This window comes from Microtetraspora malaysiensis (assembly GCF_001528665.1).
GTDB lineage: Bacteria > Actinomycetota > Actinomycetes > Streptosporangiales > Streptosporangiaceae > Microtetraspora_A > Microtetraspora_A malaysiensis.
In genome coordinates, this window is record NZ_BBYJ01000018.1 from 54,772 (window position 1) to 72,991 (window position 18,220).

The window sequence follows — 18,220 nt, forward strand, 5'->3', positions numbered from 1 at the left end:
CGACGGCGAGGAGGTAATCGATCATGAACACTCTGACCATCGCCGAGTTCGTGCTGCGCCTGGCCGCCGGCGTGGGGTGCGGCGCGCTGATCGGCCTGGAGCGCCAGTGGCGTGCCCGGATGGCCGGTCTGCGCACCAACGCGCTCGTCGCCGCCGGAGCAACCCTCTTCGTGCTCTACTCCGACGCGGTGGGCGACAGCGGAAGCCCCACCCGGGTCGCCTCCTACGTCGTGTCCGGGGTCGGCTTCCTCGGGGCCGGGGTGATCCTGCGCGACGGATTCAGCGTCCGCGGGCTCAACACCGCCGCCACCCTGTGGTGCTCGGCCGCCGTCGGGGTGCTCGCCGCCTCCGGGCACTTCGTATTCACCGGGATCGCCACGGTCGTGGTCCTGGCCGTCCACCTTCTCGGCCGGCCGCTGGGACGGCTCATCGACCACGACACGCCCGGCGCGGGCGAGGACCTGCACCCGTACCTGCTGAACCTCACCTGCCTGGCCGAGGCCGAACAGCACGTCCGCGCCCTCCTCGTCCAGTGCACGAGCGGCGGCGAGGTGATCCTCCGCGGCATCGACAGCATCGGAACCGACCCGACCGGCGACACCCGGTTCACCGCCCACCTTCTGCTGGACGGGGACGCCCCGGCGCGGCTGGAGCATCTGGTCGCCCGGATGTCCCTTGAGCCCGGCATCCACACCGTCGAGTGGCGCACCGCCGACGACCACGCCGCCCCGCTGCCCGGCCCGGTCGTGACCGCACGCCAGGAGGAGGGGGTCGCGGCCCCGTAACTCGAAGAAGAACCCACGGGTGCGACCCGGGGGGGCGTATCGCGTCGGTCAGGCCTGGAGATAGCGCAGGACGGCGAGTACCCGGCGGTGGTCGCCCTCCGACGGAGGAAGATCGAGCTTGGTGAAGATCTGCGTCACGTGCTTCTCCACCGAGCCGGACGACAGGAACAGCGCTTTGGCGATGGCGTTGTTGGAGCGCCCCTCCGCCATCATGGCCAGCACGTCGCGTTCTCTGGGAGTGAGCGTGCCCAGGGACTCCGCGCGCCTGCTCGCGCCCATGATCTGGGTGACGACCTCCGGGTCGAGGACGGTCTCGCCGGCCGCGACCCGGTCGAGAGCGGCCAGGAAGTCCTTGATGTCGGCGACCCGCTCCTTCAGCAGGTAACCCACCCCATTGGCGCCGTTCGCGAGCAACTGGGCGGCGTAACGCGTCTCGATGTACTGAGAGAAGACCAGCACGCCCACACGCGGATGATCACGACGGATCTGGATCGCGGCCCGCAGGCCCTCGTCGGTGTGAGAGGGCGGCATGCGCACATCAACTATGGCGATGTCGGGACCGTGTTCCGCCACGGCCGCTCGGAGCGCGTCGCCGTCGCCCACGGCGGCCACCACCTCCCGGCCGCGGGAGGTGAGCAGCATGCACAGGCCGTCTCTGAGTAACACGGCGTCTTCGGCGATCACGATGCGCATGCGCTTCCCTTCAAATGCGCATGGGAAGTTCGACGGTGATCATCGTAGGCCCTCCCATCGGACTGCGAATGTCGATCATGCCGTCCACCATCCCCACCCGAGCGGCCAGGCCGCGCAACCCGGATCCGGTGTTCGGTGCCGCGCCGCCCACGCCGTCGTCCCGCACGAGCAGTGTCAGCAGGCCGTCACGCGCGCGCACGTCGACCGAGGCGTGCCTGGCGCCGCTGTGCTTGGCCACGTTGGCGAGTAGTTCCGTCGTACAGAAGTAGGCGATGGTCTCGATGGCCGGAGTCGGCCGCTCGGGGAGATCGGTGTCGAGCCGGACGGGGATCGGGCTCCGTGCGGTGAGCGTGGCCAGGGCGACCTCCAACCCCTTGTCGAGCGCGGCCGGGTGGAGGCCGCGGATCAGGTCACGAAGTTCGGCCACCGTCTCCTTGGCGCTGCTGTGCGCGCTGTCGACGAGGGCGCGGGCCCGCTCCAGCCGGTCGGCATGATGGGCGTGCTCCAGTTCTTCCTGGGCCATGCCCAGGCTCAAGGCCAGCGTCACGAGCCGTGCGGCTGTCCCGTCATGCAGGTCGCGCTCGACGCGGCGAAGTCTGGCGACCGCATCGTCCACAGCCATCGCGCGCGCCTGCTCCAGTCTGCGGAGCCTCGTCTCGCCCGGACCCGGCCCGAGGAGTGTCCGGGCGAGCATCCGCTCGGGGGCCAGCGCGAGGTGGACGCCCCACGGGGCCAGGAGCAGCAGTGCCATCCCGGTCGCGCTCATCAGCACCGCCCCGAGCCAGTCGCCCGGAGACAGGTACGGGAGGGCCGAGGACCGCCACCACAGGGGGCAGCCGAGCAGGACCAGGCCGCATCCCCACAGCGCGGCGGCGACGGTGAAGGCGACGACGGCCGTCGGCAGCCGGATCAACCCGTGGACGACGGCGCGCCATCCCGTCACGTCGCCGAGCGCCGATCCGAGCCGGTTCACCAGGCCGGGACCGGAGCGGAACGGGGCGGGATCGGATATCCGCACCCCGGCCAGCACACGCGCCAGTCCCCGGTTGGCCGTGCCGAGGCCCCTGGCCGCCAGCACGCTCAGGGCCAGCAACGGCAGGCCGACGAGGTTGGCCGCCATGACGAGGCTCAGCGACACGAGAACGAGATGGGCCAGGCCGATTCCCGCCATCACCGGCATCGTCAGGGCGTAGGCGAGGTCGCGCCACGCCCATGCCCGCACGGGCGCCGTGATCATCACACGCCACCGGGGGAGGACGCCCGCTGTTCGTCTTCCCAACGTTCCTCCTCGCCCGACGACGGCCGGCCGCTGATCGCGGCGGCACCGCCACCACTTTGACGGACGCTCGCCCGCGAGAACAGCCGGACAGCCTGTGGGGGACATCCCGAAGCCGGCTCGGGGGATATCCCGGTGGTGGTGGGCCGTTCGCTTCATCAGTGTGATGACCATGATGAGAACGAAGGAACGGCGCCAGCGCGGGAGGACCGCATGGCTGGCGGTTGGGGTCACGGCGGCGGCACTGGCCGGGATGACGCCGGCGGCGTCAGCCACTCGGGACGGACAGCAGACGTGGCGGGACTGCGCGGGGCAGGACACACCGGCGGGCATGCGGTGCGCCGCGATCGAGGTGCCCGTGGACTGGGCCAAGCCGGACGGGCCGACGATCAAACTGGACCTGGCCCGGCTGCCCGCCACCGAGTCCACGCACCGGATCGGCAGCGTACTGGGCATCCCCGGCGGTCCCGGGGCCGACGGGATCGAGGATCTGAAGCGCGCCGCGGCCGACCTCACCGAACTGGGCCGCAGGTTCGACATCGTCGCCTACAAACCCCGCACGAGGGTGTGGCTCGATCAGGTGCCGCCCTCCTGCATGCAACCGGCGACGTCACTGTCCGACCCCCGCAACCGCAAGGAGTACACGACGCAGGCCACGGCGATGGCCAAGGCCTTCGAAGCATGCCAGAAAACGGACAAGACCGGACTGTTCGCCCACATGGACTCCCTGTCGGCCGCCAGGGACATGGAAGCGGTCCGCGAGGCCCTGGGCGAGGAACGGCTGAGCTTCATGGCCAACTCCTACGGAGGGGTGCCCGCTGCCGCCTATGCGCGGCTGTTCCCACAGCGCATCCGGGCCATGTATCTCGACGGGGTGATCAATCAGGTCGACGGCTGGCCCAACCAGGGACTGCGAATCCTACGCGTCGCGGAGCGTGTATTCACCAGGTTCACTGCCTGGTGCGCGGCCACCCCCGCCTGCGCGCTGCACGGACAGGACGCCGGGGCGGTCTGGCGCAAGCTCATTCGAGACGCCGATCGCAAGCCGATCCCGGTCACGACGTCCGAGTTCGGCAAGGGCACGCTGACCGGATGGCATTTGCGGAGCTTCGGCTTCCCCACCGACCCGGGGCCGGGAAACGCCAACTGGCTGGCCTTCGCGGCAGCGGTCCACAACGCCCGGGGCGGTGACGGGTCCGGTTTCGCCGAATTCGCCCTCGGCAACGCGCGGGTGTGGGCGATGCCCGCCATGCCGGCGATGAGCTGCGGGGATGACCGTGGCTATACCAGCTATGCCCAGCTCCAGAAATTCCGCCGTCAGGCGCGGAAGATCTCGCCGAACTTCGGCGGAGGAGCCACGATGGACGCGCTGGCATGCGCGGGCTGGCCGCTGAAGGTCGCCAACCCGTCCCGCCCGCTGCCGTCCCGTGGCCTGCCGCCCGTCCTGGGAGTCGGCAGCACCTGGGGTGACTACGCGTGGACCGAGAGCTTCACCAAGATGATCCCGAACTCGGTGACCGTCGGCTACGACGGACCCGGCCACGTCATGTACCTGTCGGGCAGGAAATGCCCGATCCGGCACGCCACCACGTACTTGGCCGAACTGAAGCTGCCCACGCCGGGCACCACCTGCCCCGCCGAGTGACAGGCGCCTGTGCCATGTCGGCTGCGTGGCCGTCCCGGCACCGAGGCGGGACCGCATGAGCGGGGTTCGTCCAGCACGTCGTCTACGGCGAGTGCTCCGATGAGCTGTCCTGCGCGAGCCTGCGGGTCAGTTCGACCCGGGAGCGCACGTCCAGCTTGGCGAAGACGCGGGCCAGGTGGGCCTCCACCGTCTTGGGGCTCAGGTAGAGCCGCTGGGCGATCTCGCGGTTGGTGAGGCCGGAACCGGCCAGCGCGGCGATCTGCCGCTCGCGTTCGCTGAGTCCCGCCGGCTCCTCGGCCTGCCGGGTGAGGCTCGCCGCCATGCGCAGTTCCGCTTTGGCGAGCTGCTTCTCCAGCCAGGCGGCCGAGCATTCGGCGTAGCGCGCCTTGGCCCGGGCCAGCTCGTCCCGCATCGCCGTCGGGTCGCTGTTCCGGGAGTGCAGGGTCGCGAGGAGCTGACGCGCCCGGCCCTCGTCGATCGCCGCGCCCGCGTCGGCGAAGTAGGTGGCCGCCGCCGACGCGTGCGGCAGGGCCTCCTCCAGCTCGCCGTACTGGAGCAGGACCTCCGCCCGTGCGTGGTGCGCGGCGCCGAGCTGGTGGTCCATGCCGAGGCCCTTGGCGTCGGCGAGGCCGAGGTCGGACAGGAGCAGGGCGCTGTGCAGGTCGTTGAAGCGGGCCGCGGAGACCGCGTGCAGCGCCTGCCGGTAGATTCCCGCGCTGGCCGCCGTCTGCGGAAACCACGGGCCGGCGGTGAGCTGGGCGAGGCAGGCGGCCACCCGACCGGCGTGGAAGTTCACGGTGGCGAGGTTCAGCCGGGTCAGCTCCGACCACCACGCCGATCGGGGCAGCGCCGGGCCGATCAGCCGGTCGGCCGCGGTGAGGGCGGCCTGCGGGCCGTCCAGCCACAGCAGCGCGGGCAGGGCCGCGGCCCACACGGTCGCGGTCAGCTCATGGCTGTTGGGGAAGGCCGCCAGCTCGGCCGCCTCCTCGGCGGCGGCGACCGCCGCGGAGAGCTTTCCCTCGCGGGTGAGCAGGGCGACCTCCACGATGCGCAGGAAGGGGAAACCGGGGTCGAGCCCCTGGTTGCCGACCAGCTCCAGCCCCTTGGCGAGGTGCCGGGCGGCCCGATCCCGGAGGTTGAGCTGCGCCTCGACCAGCGCGAGGGGCGCGAAGAGCGCGGCGTGCGGGCGCAGCTCCGCGTCGGCGACGCCGTCCGCGATCCGGGTGGCCTGTTCGACGTGGACCTCGGCGTCGCCGGTACGGGCCTGCTGCGCCGCGTTGAGCGCGAGCAGGCTGTGCGCCGTCGCGGCGAGCGCCTCATGCCCCAGCTCGTCGGCCTGTTCCAGCGCCGCCCGCGCGTGTCGCCACGCCTCGTCGCTGTCGAGCCGGAGCGAGTCGAGCGCGGCCAGCTCGATCAGGATGCTGGCGGTGTGGGGACAGGCGTCGGCGCCCCGGTTCAGCATTCTGGTCAGCAGGTGTTTGGCCGCGTCCAGGTCGCCCATCAGGCGGGACAGGACGGAGGCGAACGCCGCGGCCTCCAGGGACGTGGGTTCCGGCCCCGGCAGCACCGCCTCCAGGATCTCGCGGCTCTCGGCCAGCTCGCCCTCCGAGGCGACCGCGCGGGCGAGCGCCATGAGCATGGTCATCCTCCGCGAGGTCAGGTCCTCCCGGGCGGGGAGGACGCGCAGCGCGGTACGCAGCAGGCGGGACGCGGTGGCCGGCGCGACGTCGAGCAGTCCCGCCGCGGCCTCGTGCAGGATGGCGGCCGCCCGCTCGTCGCCCTGCCGGGCCGACCGCTGGACGTGATGCGCGAGCAGCGTGACCGGCCCGCGATGGGCGTCGAGGTAGGCCGCGGCGCGTTCGTGCGCCCGGGTGCGCCAGCCCATGCCCGCGTCCCGATAGACGGCCGCGCGCAGCAGCGGGTGCCGGAAGGTGAAGAACGCGTCGGTGGGCACCACGGCGCCGTGCGCGCAGAGCCGGTCCAGCGCGTCGGCGGTCTCCTCCTCGCCGGTCTCGGCGATCCAGGCCACCAGGTCGAGGGAGGCCTGGTCGCCGGCGACGGCCAGCGCCTGGGCGACCCGGCGCAGGTCGTCGGGCAGGACGTCGAGCTCGGCCAGCAGCAGCCCCTGCAGCGCCCGCGGCCCGCCCACGGGGTACTCGCCGCCGGTCAACCCGGCCAGGACCGAGTCGCCGGCGTCCGCGAGCGCGTGCAGATAGAGCGGGTTTCCGGCGCTGGCCCGGTGCAGCAGCCGCCGCCGATGCGGGCCGGCGCCGGGGAAGAGCTCCGCGAGGTCCTTCTCCTCAAGCGGACGCAGATCCAGGAACACGGCCTGGTCGTCCGCCTGGGGCAGGGCGGCGACGACGCCGGTGGGCAGCGGCGCGGGCCGGTACGCCACCGCGACGAGCAGGCCGCCGCGCGGTGGCTTGCGCAGCAGGTACTCGGTGAGCTCCAGTGAGGGCTGGTCGGCCCAGTGCAGGTCGTCCAGGATCAGGGCGATCGAGCCGGGCGCCACCTCCAGCAGGCGCCGGATGCCGCGGTACAACCGGTAGCGGTCGGTGCTCGCCTCGGGCTCGTGGTCTCCCCTGGAGATCGATACGAGGGTCTCCAGCGCCGTCCGCGCCTCCGCGTCGTCCGGTTCGGGCGGCGACCACGGCGTCAGCGCCTCGACGTAGACGGCGAACGGGAAGCACTTCTCGAACTCCGTGGCCCTGCCGGACATGACGGTGAAGCCGCGTTCGCCGGCGCGCCGGCTCAGCTCGGCCAGCAGCCGCGTCTTGCCGATGCCGGGGCTTCCGGTGATGGAGACGGTGCGGAACCGCCCGGCGGTCACGTCGCCGACGGCTCGGTCGAGGCGCCCCAGTTCGGCCGCGCGTCCGATCAGCCCGGGCGACGCCGAGAAAGGATCGTGCATGGTCACCATCCGAGACGCGGGATCTCGTTCCAAAGTAGGCGATCGCCTCACAACCTGTGAAGATCGTCCTGACATGCGGACAACAGGAAAGAACGGCGATGGCCCGCCCGGGAACACGCCCGGGCGGGCCATACGCGGCGGCTATTCAGTCGGGAAGTTGGGGTGTTCGGTCCCGACCGGGCCGCAGAACCACCAGGTGAGGATCCTGGTGAGGTTGAAGGAGTCCCCGCCCGCGGCGGCGATCGACTTGAGGTCGATCTGTCCGGACGGGTGGATCAGACCGGGGAAGATCTCCCGGTAGTCCTCATCCTTCCAGGCGCGGATCTCGTTCATCGGCGTCACAGCTGGTTGGCCTGGGGCTGCCCGGGGAAGCAGCGCAGCAGCAGCGACAGAGCGACGAGGCACGGGAAGCTCGTCGTCTGTCCCTCGCCGCCGGTGGCCGAGGTGAGGTCGATGTCGCCCGCCGGGTGGGCCACGCCGGCCAGGCCCTCGCGGTGGTCCTCGTCCTTCCAGGCACGGATCAGGTCATGGTTCATGAGGGGTTCCTTCCTGTGAGTGAGGGAGGGAAGCGTTACTCGGCCTTCTTGAAGGTGCCGAAGATGACGGTGATGAAGGTGCAGGCGGGGGTGCTGGTGATCCACCAGGTGTTGCTCGCACCGGCGGCCGTGCTCAGGTCGATGTCGCCCGCGGGGTGGGCCATGCCGAGCAGGTCCTCGCGGTGGTCCTCGTCCTTCCAGGCGCGGATCAGGTCGCGGTCCATGAAGTTCACCTCCTTTCGAGGGGTCGTGGGGTTCGGGGGAGGCCGCGCCGTGGCGCGGCGTCACTTCCGGACGAGGCCGGGCAGCCGCTCGGCGGCGGTCGCGGCCTCTCCGGAGGTCAGGGGGCCGAACATGGCGGCGTAGTGGCCGCCGAGTTCGAGCAGCTCGGCGTGGGTGCCGCGTTCGGCGACGCGCCCGGTGTCGAGCACCACGATCTCGTCGGCGTTCTCGATGGCGGACAGGCGGTGGGAGATGACCAGCCGGGTGACCCGCAGCCGGTTGAGCGCCGCGTCCACCCGGCGCTCGGTGGCCGGGTCCAGATGGCTGGTCGCCTCGTCGAGGATGAGCAGCCGGGGCCGGTGGACCAGGGCTCGGGCGAGCGCCACCCGCTGGCGCTGCCCGGCCGACAGGGCCATGCCACCCTCGCCGACCCGCGTCGCGTAGCGCATGGGCATCCGCTGGATGTCGTCGTGCAGTCCGGCCACCTCGGCGGCGTACTCCACGTCGGCCTGCGAGGCGTCCGGGCTGCCCATGGTGATGTTGTCGGCGATGGTTCCGTCGAAGAGCGACAGGTGCTGGAGCACCGCGCCGCAGCTCGCCCGCAGCTCGTGCAGGTCGAGCTCCTCCAGGGGGATCCCGGAGAGGTGGATCTCGCCGCTGTCGGGGCGCAGCAGGCCCAGGACCATCAGCGCCAGGGTGCTCTTGCCGGATCCGGTACGGCCGGCCACGCCGATCTTGCGTCCGGGCCGCATCGAGAGCGAGATGTCCTGGAGCACGGGCGCGCCCTCCGGGTCGTAGCCGAACGTGACCCGGGACAGCTCCACACCGATGGGCCCGCCGCCGGGCAGGCCGGCCGGGCCGACCGGCTCCTGCCCGGAGTCGAGCACGTCGTGCATGCGCTCCACCTGCGCCCGGACCGACTGCAGCGACTGGCCCGACGTGGCGAGGGAGCCGAGCGGGGTCAGGACCGACACGGCGACGGCGTTGGCGGCCAGCATCGCGCCGGCGGTCATCGTGCCGTCCAGCACGAGGCTCACGCCGAGCACCAGCATGGCCAGCGGCGACAGGACGCGCATCGTGCTCAGCGCCGCCTCGACCACGGCCGACGAGCGGCCGCGCCGGAGGCTGGCGTCCTGGTGGCGTTCGAACAGGCCGCCCCAGTGGCGCAGCGCCCGGGTTTCCGCGCCGTTCGCCTTGAGCGGCAGCACCGCGTCCAGCGTCTCGACCAGGTAGCCCTGCTCCTCCGACATGGCGTACAGCTCGCGCTTGGCCAGCCTGCCCTGCTTGCCGTACGTCACGACGATCAGGCCGACCTGGACCAGGCCGAGCAGGAGGGTCAGCGCCAGGTACGCGGGGGCCAGCACGGCCAGGCCGACCAGGTAGAAGCTGAGCATCGAGGCGTCGAGCACGATCATGAAGAGCTGGCCGGTCAGCACCTCGCGCGCGCTCATCACGCTGGCCAGCCGCATCAGGAGGTCGCCCCGGGACCGCTGGAGGAAGAACAGCAGGGGCAGCCGCAGGAGATGCGCCATGAAGCCGCGGGTGAGCACGGCGTTGGCCCGGGTACGCAGGGTGACCGCCACCCAGCCCCGCATGAGCGCCGCGCCGGCGTGCGTCACGGCGGTCACCGCGACCCCGAGGGCCAGCAGCGGGACGAGGCCCGCCTCGCGCTGCGGCAGCAGCGTGTCGACGACGTACGCCGTGGCCAGGGGCAGGGCGAGCCCGACGCCCTGCAGCGCGGCCGACGCCAGCAGGATGCCGACCATCGGCACCCGGGTCCCCGGTACGGCCAGCACCTCGCGCAGGTAACGGGGGATCGGCCAGTCGCGGGCGCGGCCCGGCCGCTGCCGGAAGCCCGGCTCGGGGCGGAGGGTCAGGCAGATCCCGCTGTACTCCTCGGCGAACTCGGCGTGGGTCAGCCGCCGGCGTCCGCCGCTGGGGTCGGCGATGCGGACCCACCGGCGGGTGCGCCGCTCCAGCACCACGAAGTGGCGGCCCCGCCAGAACAGCATCAGCGGGCCGTCGGGCAGGTCCGCCGGGGCCACCTGCTCGACGTCCGCGGCCAGGCCGAGCCGGGCCGCGGCGTCCATGAGGCGGCCGACGGACAGGCCGTCCCGTCCGGCGGAGAGGAAGGCGCGGCACTCGGTCATCATGGTGTGACGTCCGAAGTAGCTGGCGATCATGGCCAGGCAGGCGATCCCGCACTCCGTCGCCGTGAGCTGCTGGCGCAGGGGAACGCGTAGGGTGCGGCGGCGCACCAGGGCGAGCAGCGCCATGAGGGCCGCGTGGATCCGGTTCACGCGGTCACCCGCTTCGGCGGCTCGAAGAGGAGCACGGAGGGGACGGTCCCGGGCGAGGCCAGCCGCAGCAGGCCGTAGCCGATCCCGGCCAGACCCGTCATGAGCGACGGCGTCTCGATCTCTCCCGGCGTGCCGCACACCGGACCGTCGCGGTCGAGGGAGTCCACCGCGCGGGCCAGCGCGCTCCCGGCCTCCGGGGCGAGGCGGGCGCCGCGCTCCTCGGCCAGCAGGAGCAGGTCGGCGTTGCCGAAGACGCCGTGGCAGAGGCTGTGGCCGCGCAGCGACAGCCCGCCGCGTACGGTCGCGGCCAGCGCCAGGTCCAGGTCGGCGGGCAGGTCGGCGCGCAGGCCGGTGTCGGCCCGCGGGCCGACGCCGGAGCGGAGGCCGGGGGAGTCGTGGCGGCCGGGGTTGTCGTGGAGGTCCAGTACGCCGGCCCTGGCCAGGCCGATGCCGGGCGCGCCGTGGCACCAGGCGTACATGTGGGAGACGAACCTCTCGTCGTCGCGCCGGTCCACGCGGTGGTCGGGCCAGTTGCCCAGTTCGGGGCTGTAGTCGGCGCGCTCCCCGGCGAGCGCGGCGAGTCCCGTCTCGGTGAACCGGGCCTCGCCCGTCACCGCGCCGAGCCTGATCAGCGCCCAGCCGATGCCCGCGGTCCCGTGTGAGAAGCCCGACAGCGGCCGGCTCGCCCCGTCGGCGGGCCAGGCCACGCCGTGCTCCCGGGGTTCGGCACGGTCCACCAGCCGCCGGCCGCACGTGACGGCGATGTCCAGCGCCCGCCCCGAGCCGGTGTGGGCGTGGACGGCGAGCAGCGCGCCGATCGTGCCCGCGCTGCCGCTCAGGATGTCGAGCGGGTCGGGGACGTCCTCGTCCAGCAGCCCGGCGACGTGCTCGACGGCCTGCGCCACGGACGGGACGGCGTCCTCGCCGGCGCAGGCGGCGACGTGGAGCAGCCCGTAGGCCAGCCCCGGCATCCCGCTGAACCCGCCCAGGCCGAACAGCTGCCCGCGCTGCTCGGCCGGCATGAGCGGGTAGCGGTCGAGCAGCGGAGGGATCATCCAGAGCGCCCGCCGCGCCAGATCGGCGAAGCGGCGCTCGCCGGTGACCGCGCCCAGCCTGGCGAGGAAGACCGCGATGCCCGTGTGCCCGCCGTAGAGGTCGGTCTTGAGCGGCGAGACCCGCCAGCCCGCTTCGCCGACCGGCTGCAGCCCCAGCCACGACACCCGCTCCCCGTCGTGGATCGCCAGCTCGCTCAGCCGGTCGCCGATCCGTACGGCCTGCTCCAGGCAGCGGTCCGCCGTCTCCGGCGGGACCAGCGGGCGGCCGGGTTCCTCGCGGGGAGCCGCGCCCGTGACGGCGGGTCGCGTCGCCAGGGTCGCGCGGATGATCCATTCCTGCCGGGCCCGGTCGGCCGCGCCCATGCCGGCGAGCTTGGCGTGCACCAGGTCGAGCGGCCGGGCCGGGAAGAACTCGGGGATCCGCTCGCCGCGGCTGTCCCACAGGTCGCGGGAGCCGGGCCGGCCGGTGAACAGCGGGATGTCACCCGCCCACAGATCGGCCTGCTCGTACGGCACCACCCGCGGCAGCGACTCTCCGGCCGTCGACGCCGACCAGAGGAAGTCCAGGTGACGATCCCGGTTCAGGGCGTCGCGCATCAGGTCGGGATGGGTCCCCTCGTCGAGGAGCGTGCCGTACACCTGGGTGGCGCGCAGCACGGCGCGGACCTCCAGCTCGGCGAAGGCCGCGAGCGGGCCGCCCTCCGCCGTGAGCTCCTCGCGGTGGCGCAGGATCGCGTCGTAGCCGGTACGGAAGCCGAGCACGAGCTGGTCGACGTGGTGCGCCGGCTCGGCGGGGGCTCCGTCGAGCGTCGGCCGGTTGCTGCCGCCGCCGAGTGCCGTCCGCCGCCGCACCATCCGCATCGTGTCGGTGCCGCCGGCCTCCAGCGTCGGCAGGGCGAAGGGGTACATCGCCCCCGCGTCGCCGCCCAGCCCGCCGAGGTCCAGCTCGCCGTCCTCGCCCGACAGGAGCATGGGAAGCACCCCCACCCGGGTGACCGACGAGTTCAGCACGGTCAGCGCCGGGTCCTCGCCCTCCTCCAGCACGGGACGGGCGAGCTGCGGGTGGAACAGCGCCTCCAGGTCGATGAGGACCGGCTGGTCGCCGTGGGCGATGAGGTTCTCGAAGTGGAAGTCCGCCGCCTCGATGGTGTGCAGCAGCGCCAGGAGTGCGCCGAGCCGCCGGTAGTAGGCGTCGACCTCCGCTGCCGACTGGCAGGGGACGGCCTCCACGAACGCGATCCAGCCGTACCCGTCGCGTTCCAGGACCTCGGGGACGCGCAGGTCCATGCGGCCCGCCCGCTCGTCGAACCACCGCAGCAGCGTCGCGAACCGGGCGTGCACGGTGACGGAACGCGGCTTGTACACCAGCCGCTCACCCGAGGCGAAGCGGAGGATGGCCACCGCCCGGCCGCCCTGGTGGGTGTCGCCGTCGTTGAGCGTCAGCCCGGTGATCGGGCCGGGGTCGGCGGCGCCGAAGAGGGCGGCGACGACGGCCTCCCGGTCCGCGGCCCAGCGCCGGAGCAGCTCCCGCACCGCGGTGATGGTCTGGTCGGCCCGCTGCGCGAGCAGCCGTCCGAGCACCTGGTACTCGGCCAGCAGCGCGCGCCGCCCCTCGGGAGCGGTGAAGTGCGCGACGAAGGACGCGAACCGCGCTTCGGGCGTGTCCCCGGTGAGCCGTCCCTCGACGCGCAGCACGTTGAGCTCCAGCACCAGCGTCCGCGTGGCCAGGCCGAGCAGCGCGGCGTTCAGCGCTTGGGCGACGGCGGAGCGCAGCGCGTCGGCGTGCTCCCGGGGGATGTCCGGTTCCAGCCGCCGGAGCGCGTCGTCGGTGAACGGCTCGACGATCGCCGCCATGCCCTGCCGCCAGTCGGTCTCCGGCGCGGCCCGGTCGTGGCGCTCGCCGGACAGGACGCGGCCGAGGGTCTCGCTCCAGTCCGGGACCGTGTCCACCCTGGCGCTCAACCGCTCGGGAGGCTCGGCGAGCAGCGCCAGCAGCCCGGCCTCGCTCCCGCAGCCGGCGGGCAACGCCGCCAGGCGCGCGGCGAACGCCGGCCCGTCGCCGAGGCCGTGGGCCCGTTTCCACCGCTCCAGCCGCCTGCGGGCCCGCTCGTCGGCCTCGTTCGCGACCTCGGGTGCTCCCGCCGTGGCGCGCTCCGCCAGGGTCAGCGCACTGATCCACAATGGAAGGCCCGCCGACGCCATGGGATCGATCGCCGGGACCGTGGTGTCCGACATGAACTGACTCCCAAGCACAGATCGAACAGATGGCGTCAGCTTGGGCCAGGCGGCGGATCGGCAGCCTCGGGGAAATCCCTACGGGGTTCCCCCTACTTGATCCCTTAGTGAGGGTCCTCCTACTTTTCTCTCTAGCGAGGCTTCGGGCCCAGACGGGCGCCTCGCCAGGCGCAAGAGCCGGCCGGAGCCGAGCCTCCGGCCGGTGATCCAAGAAACACGACGTAATCGCAGCACGTCCCTGCCCCCGGGTGTCTTGGAGAGTTCGGCGTGACCATCGAGATTCGCGGCCTGACGAAGGTGTTCCAGGGACGAGTGCGGGCGCTGGCCGAAGTGACGCTCAGCGTCCCCAGCGGCGTGTTCGGCCTCTTCGGCGCCACCGGAGCCGGGAAGAGCACACTGCTGCGCATCCTCGCCGGGCTCGTCCGCCCGACCAGCGGGAAGGTCGAGCTGGACGGCAGGGAGCTCGTGGGCCCGGTCGGCCGGGACGTGGGGCTCCAGATGGTCGGGTACGTGCCGCAGGCGCCCGGACGGTACCCCGACCTGACCGTGCCCGAGTACCTGAACTACGTCGGCCTGTCCCGGGGGCTGGACGACCGGACCCTCCGGCGGCGGCGCATCGCGGAGGTGGTGGAGCTCGTCGGGCTGGCCGAGGCGGCGCACCGGAACATGGCGGAGTTCGGCGGCGAACTGCTCCGGCGGGTCTCCGTCGCGGCGGCGCTGATCACCGATCCCCGGCTGCTGGTGATCGACGAGCTGCCCGGCCGGCTCACCCCGGACGAGCGGGCGAGCCTGTGGGAGCTGGCCGCCGCCCTGGGCGAGGAGCGGATGGTGATGGTCAGCTCCCGCACGATGGACGACGGCCTGCTCCGCGTCTGCGGGGGGATGGCGGTGCTCGCCGGCGGCCGCGTCACCTACTCCGCCGAGGGCGACCGGCTGCCCTGACCTCGCGTCGAGGAACTCGGCGACGCCGACCCCGGTCGCCTCCCGTGCCGACGGCGACCACCCGCCCCGATCCGCCCGCCGGCGCTTCGGCGAACCCGCGACGGGTGTCACGCCGCGTGGCGGTCCCGCATGGTGTTGATCAAGCCGGCGGCCGCGGTGGTGTCGCGGCAGGTGACCAGGTAGCGGGTGCCGTCCGCCAGGGCGAGGGACAGGGCCGGCCCCGGGCCGGTGAGCAGACTCGCCCCCGCGCCGCGCAGAGCGCCGGACAGCAGCCACTCCGCGGCGTCCACGACGGCCGGTTCCGCGTGGACCACGCTGGTGAGCGGGAACTCGCGGCGGATGAAGCCGAGCGAGACCCGCACCGCGTCCTGGTCGATCACCAGCCGGTAGGAGCGCATCGGGAGCAGGGTCAGCGCCACCGGCACCACGACCGCCGCGGCCCACCCTGTCGGACCGGCCACGATGACCAGAACGGCGGTCATCGCCACGCCTGGGATCGCGAGAATGGCGACCAGCCAGTCGACCGCACGGACGACCCGCCGCTCCTGCCAGACTCCGCGCTCGCCGTCGGCCAGGCTCAGCCGTACGGCGTCGTGCCGGGGAGGCGCGGTGGCGAGGCCGGCGGGTGAGCGGCGTCCGGCCAGCAGGAGGCCGAGGGCGCCGCCGCCGAGTGCGGCCGCCGGGAGCACGGTCGCCATCAGGAGCGGCTCCGGGGTCTGCGGAGCCGCGGCCAGCATCATCAGCAGGGCGGTCACCAGCGGCAGGGCCACCGCTGTGACGATGGTCTGGATGGCGGCCTGCGTCCAGTGGGCCCGCGAGGCGGGCAACCGCCCCGACAGCGCGGACCCGAGCAGGCCGAGCCCCCACAGCACGGCCGGAACGCCGAGCAGCGCCGCGGCCATGGCTCCGGTGTCCGTCGGCGGGCGGTGGCCGAGGTTGGTGATGGTGGCGGGCAGCTGCTCCCGCCCGGCCAGGAAGGCGGCCAGCCCGGCCGCGATCACCACGCCGGGAAGGAGAGATCCGGCCAGTCTGCGAGTCCTGTCTGTCATGTGAACTCCTTCCGTACCAGGGTGATGAGCTCTTCCGCGTTCACGCCCGCTCGCCGGGCGGCGTCGACCACGTGCCGCACCGCCTCGGCCATCCGTGCTCGGTCGGCGGGGTTGGTGCCGGTCACCGTCGCGCCCCGGCCGCGGCGCAGCTCGATGAGCCCCTCGTCGCGTAGATCGGCGTAGGCGCGCAGAACGGTGTGCATGTTGACCCCGAGCGAGGTGGCGAGCTCCCGGCCCGCGGGCAGGCGGTCGCCGGGGCGGATCAGCCCGTCGGCCAGCGCTTTGCGCACGCAACCGGCGATCTGGACGGCCAGCGGCGTCGGACTTCCGGGATCGACACGGAACAACATGTTCGCATTCTAATAGAACAATCTAGGTTTTGTGCGGGCGTGCCGCGGATTCGCCGGCGTGGTGGAGGAACCGGCAGTCCTGGGCGTGAAGGTCCGCCGTCGCGGACGCTCGCCGGGGCTCGCGTCGCGCACGCGCGCGCGGCCGCTCAGGCGGGCGGGGGCGAGGCGGGCGAGAGCGTCACCACGGCCTCGGCGGTGTAGGCGAGGAAGGTCAGCGTTTCCTGGAAGTAGAGCTGGACGGCGGCGTCGTCGTGGTCGAGGTAGCCGATCGAGACGTCCTGGCCGATGTGCAGCTCGAAGTCGCCGCCGCGGGTGGACAGCAGGAAGGCGCCGTCGACGGCGGGCGCCCAGATGATCTCGCCGCCGAGGACGCGGGCGATGTGATCACGGATCGGGTAGCCGTGGTCGGTCGCCTCACTGACGGCGGTGTAGGCGTCGGCGCCGAGGGCCAGGCTGTACGGGCCGTCGACGCCGGCCAGCCGCAGCGCGCTCATCGCCCGGCTGACGGCGCCGGGGTAGCCGGGTACGTCCGCGGGGAGCGGGATCGCCGGAAGGGAGGAGGCGGCGCGGAGGCCGATGACGCCGGCCGCGGGGTAGCCGTCGAAGATCACGCGGTCCTCGGCGAGGGCCATCTGGCGGGCGGCGTCTTTGACCGGCTGCCAGTCGGCGTCCTTGGCGCCGCGTTCGACGGCGTCGACCTGCTGCCGGTCGACGGTGAAGGGCGCGCGCAGTTCGACGATCGGCTGGGAGCGCCGCGTGCGGGCGACGACACCGTTCACGGGAGGCTCGGCCGGTTGCAGGTGCCCGGTGCCGACCGCTGACAGCCGCACCCCTTCCGGCCCGACGACGTCCACGACGCGACGGCCGGCCACGTGTCGCCGGAACGTGCGCCGCGCCTCCTCCTCCAGGTCCGCCCACGCGGCGTCGGAGATCGGCGCGAGTTCCCGATGCAGATTGTTCATGGAACGTCGCTCCCTTTGAGATCGCCGATGCCCAGGGACTGCTGGGGCGGCCTCTCCCTGTCATCTGGCACGCCCGCGTCGCCGCGTACCCAATCCTCGGCCCGGTTCTCGGCTGCGACGGCGGGCAGGTCGGGCGGATCGTCGAGGAAGCCGACGCTGGGGACGAAGAAGAGGCCGCCGGTGACGGGGGTGGAGAAGTCCAGGATCCGGTCGTGCCTGGCCGGCGGGTCGCCGAGGAACATCCGCTCCAGCATCCGTTCGGTCACCGCCGGGGTGCGGGCGTAGCCGATGAAGTACGTGCCGAACTCGCCGCTTCCCACCGTGCCGAAGGGCATGTTGTCGCGCAGGATCTCGTGCTTGGTGCCGTCGGGGTCGACGATCGTGTTGAGCGCGACATGTGAGTCGGGCGGCTTGACGGTGTCGTCCAGCTCGATGTCGGACAGCTTCCTACGGCCGATCACCATCTCCTGCGCCTCTACCGGCAGGGCGTTCCACGCCCGCAGGTCGTGCAGGTACTTCTGCACGATCACGTAGCTTCCGCCGGCGAATCGCGGGTCCTCCGCGCCGACCAGGACGGCCGCGCCGGCCGCCGGGCCGACCGGGTTCTCCGTCCCGTCGACGAAGCCCAGCAGGTCGCGTACGTCGAAGTACTTGAATCCGTGCACCTCGTCGCGGACCGTCACCGCGTCGCGCACCCGATCAATGATCTCCGACGCCAGCGCGAAGCACAGGTCCGGCCGCTGCGCCCGGACGTGGAACAGCAGGTCGCCCGGTGTCGCCACGGCACGGTGGACGGGCCCGGCCAGCTCGCGGAACGGGTGCAGCCCGGCGGGGCGCGGCCCGGCGAACAACCGGTCCCAGGCCTGCGACCCGATCCCGGTGACGCAGCTCAACCGGCCTTCCTGCGCCCGGAAACCCACCGCCTTCTGCAGGCCCGACAGCTCGGTCAGTAGATCCCGTACCCGGGACTCGCCGCCCGGGTCGATCGTCACGACGAGGAAGAGCGCCGACCTGGTCAGCGGGCGCAGCACCTCCTGCGGGATCGGTTCCGCCATCGCGTTCACCTCGTGGTACGCGATGGGTGCGTCGTGGTGGGAGCTCCGGTCACCTACCGAGCAATGCCCCGGCCCTGAGGCACCACACGGAGCCGTCGGCAACGAACGCGCCATCCAGCCGTCAAACGCGGTCAACCCCGCATATTTCCGGTGGCGGGCCTCAAATCAATACATAGGCAGGTTTGAGGGCGGCTTGGCGCGGCC

General features: G+C 72.8%; 15 protein-coding genes. 3 read left to right on the forward strand and 12 right to left on the reverse strand.

The genetic code is table 11. The features are described 5' to 3' along the window. Positions 1 to 23 precede the first annotated feature (23 nt). Entirely contained in the window at positions 24 to 785 is a 762-nt protein-coding gene (locus tag AWQ71_RS24025) for an MgtC/SapB family protein (protein WP_067136975.1), read from the forward strand. A 48-nt stretch (positions 786 to 833) separates the two neighbouring features. Here AWQ71_RS24025 and AWQ71_RS24030 read toward each other — a convergent pair whose 3' ends face one another. Both AWQ71_RS24030 and AWQ71_RS24035 read right to left on the reverse strand, forming a co-directional pair. Then, entirely contained in the window at positions 834 to 1,478 is a 645-nt protein-coding gene (locus AWQ71_RS24030; protein ID WP_067136976.1) for a LuxR C-terminal-related transcriptional regulator, read from the reverse strand. Between the two features lie 10 nt (positions 1,479 to 1,488). Then, positions 1,489 to 2,757: a sensor histidine kinase gene (locus tag AWQ71_RS24035; RefSeq protein WP_169806612.1), complete on the reverse strand. Its 1,269-nt coding sequence runs from the start codon at positions 2,755 to 2,757 to the stop codon at positions 1,489 to 1,491. A gap of 169 nt (positions 2,758 to 2,926) precedes the next feature. On the opposite strand from AWQ71_RS24035, the gene AWQ71_RS24040 reads away from it, so the two are divergent. Beyond that, a complete protein-coding gene (locus tag AWQ71_RS24040; RefSeq protein ID WP_169806613.1) occupies positions 2,927 to 4,399 on the forward strand; it encodes an alpha/beta fold hydrolase in 1,473 nt (490 codons plus the stop codon). Positions 4,400 to 4,481: 82 nt separating this feature from the next. Here AWQ71_RS24040 and AWQ71_RS24045 read toward each other — a convergent pair whose 3' ends face one another. From AWQ71_RS24045 to AWQ71_RS24070, 6 genes are all read right to left on the reverse strand, one after another. Then, complete coding sequence (locus tag AWQ71_RS24045; protein WP_169806614.1) at positions 4,482 to 7,310, reverse strand: ATP-binding protein; 2,829 nt, start codon at positions 7,308 to 7,310, stop codon at positions 4,482 to 4,484. A gap of 141 nt (positions 7,311 to 7,451) precedes the next feature. Beyond that, positions 7,452 to 7,643 carry a hypothetical protein gene (locus AWQ71_RS24050; RefSeq protein ID WP_067136984.1) on the reverse strand — a complete coding sequence of 64 codons (192 nt, stop codon included), beginning with the start codon at positions 7,641 to 7,643 and terminating at the stop codon, positions 7,452 to 7,454. Between the two features lie 5 nt (positions 7,644 to 7,648). Beyond that, on the reverse strand, positions 7,649 to 7,846 hold the full coding sequence (locus AWQ71_RS24055) for a mersacidin/lichenicidin family type 2 lantibiotic (RefSeq protein WP_067136986.1): 198 nt from the start codon (positions 7,844 to 7,846) through the stop codon (positions 7,649 to 7,651). Between the two features lie 35 nt (positions 7,847 to 7,881). Further along, a complete protein-coding gene (locus AWQ71_RS24060) occupies positions 7,882 to 8,070 on the reverse strand; it encodes a hypothetical protein (RefSeq protein WP_157570526.1) in 189 nt (62 codons plus the stop codon). A 60-nt stretch (positions 8,071 to 8,130) separates the two neighbouring features. Continuing rightward, positions 8,131 to 10,368, reverse strand: coding sequence for a peptidase domain-containing ABC transporter (locus tag AWQ71_RS24065; protein WP_067136989.1), 2,238 nt, complete (start codon positions 10,366 to 10,368; stop codon positions 8,131 to 8,133). Next, positions 10,365 to 13,658: a type 2 lanthipeptide synthetase LanM family protein gene (locus AWQ71_RS24070; protein ID WP_067136991.1), complete on the reverse strand. Its 3,294-nt coding sequence runs from the start codon at positions 13,656 to 13,658 to the stop codon at positions 10,365 to 10,367. The genes AWQ71_RS24065 and AWQ71_RS24070 overlap by 4 nt, the downstream gene beginning before the upstream one ends. Positions 13,659 to 13,925: 267 nt before the next feature. Here AWQ71_RS24070 and AWQ71_RS24075 point away from each other — a divergent pair, with 267 nt between their 5' ends. Continuing rightward, positions 13,926 to 14,600 (forward strand): ATP-binding cassette domain-containing protein, encoded by a 675-nt coding sequence (locus AWQ71_RS24075; protein ID WP_067136993.1) that lies wholly within the window; start codon positions 13,926 to 13,928, stop codon positions 14,598 to 14,600. A gap of 107 nt (positions 14,601 to 14,707) precedes the next feature. Here AWQ71_RS24075 and AWQ71_RS24080 read toward each other — a convergent pair whose 3' ends face one another. From AWQ71_RS24080 to AWQ71_RS24095, 4 genes are all read right to left on the reverse strand, one after another. Beyond that, positions 14,708 to 15,649, reverse strand: coding sequence for a hypothetical protein (locus tag AWQ71_RS24080; protein ID WP_157570527.1), 942 nt, complete (start codon positions 15,647 to 15,649; stop codon positions 14,708 to 14,710). Then, positions 15,646 to 15,999 carry a GntR family transcriptional regulator gene (locus AWQ71_RS24085; protein ID WP_067136997.1) on the reverse strand — a complete coding sequence of 118 codons (354 nt, stop codon included), beginning with the start codon at positions 15,997 to 15,999 and terminating at the stop codon, positions 15,646 to 15,648. Before AWQ71_RS24085 ends, AWQ71_RS24080 begins: the two co-directional genes overlap by 4 nt. A 146-nt stretch (positions 16,000 to 16,145) precedes the next feature. After that, a complete protein-coding gene (locus AWQ71_RS24090) occupies positions 16,146 to 16,961 on the reverse strand; it encodes a family 1 encapsulin nanocompartment shell protein (RefSeq protein ID WP_067136999.1) in 816 nt (271 codons plus the stop codon). Then, positions 16,958 to 18,016 carry a Dyp-type peroxidase gene (locus AWQ71_RS24095; protein WP_067137001.1) on the reverse strand — a complete coding sequence of 353 codons (1,059 nt, stop codon included), beginning with the start codon at positions 18,014 to 18,016 and terminating at the stop codon, positions 16,958 to 16,960. Before AWQ71_RS24095 ends, AWQ71_RS24090 begins: the two co-directional genes overlap by 4 nt. Positions 18,017 to 18,220 lie beyond the last annotated feature (204 nt).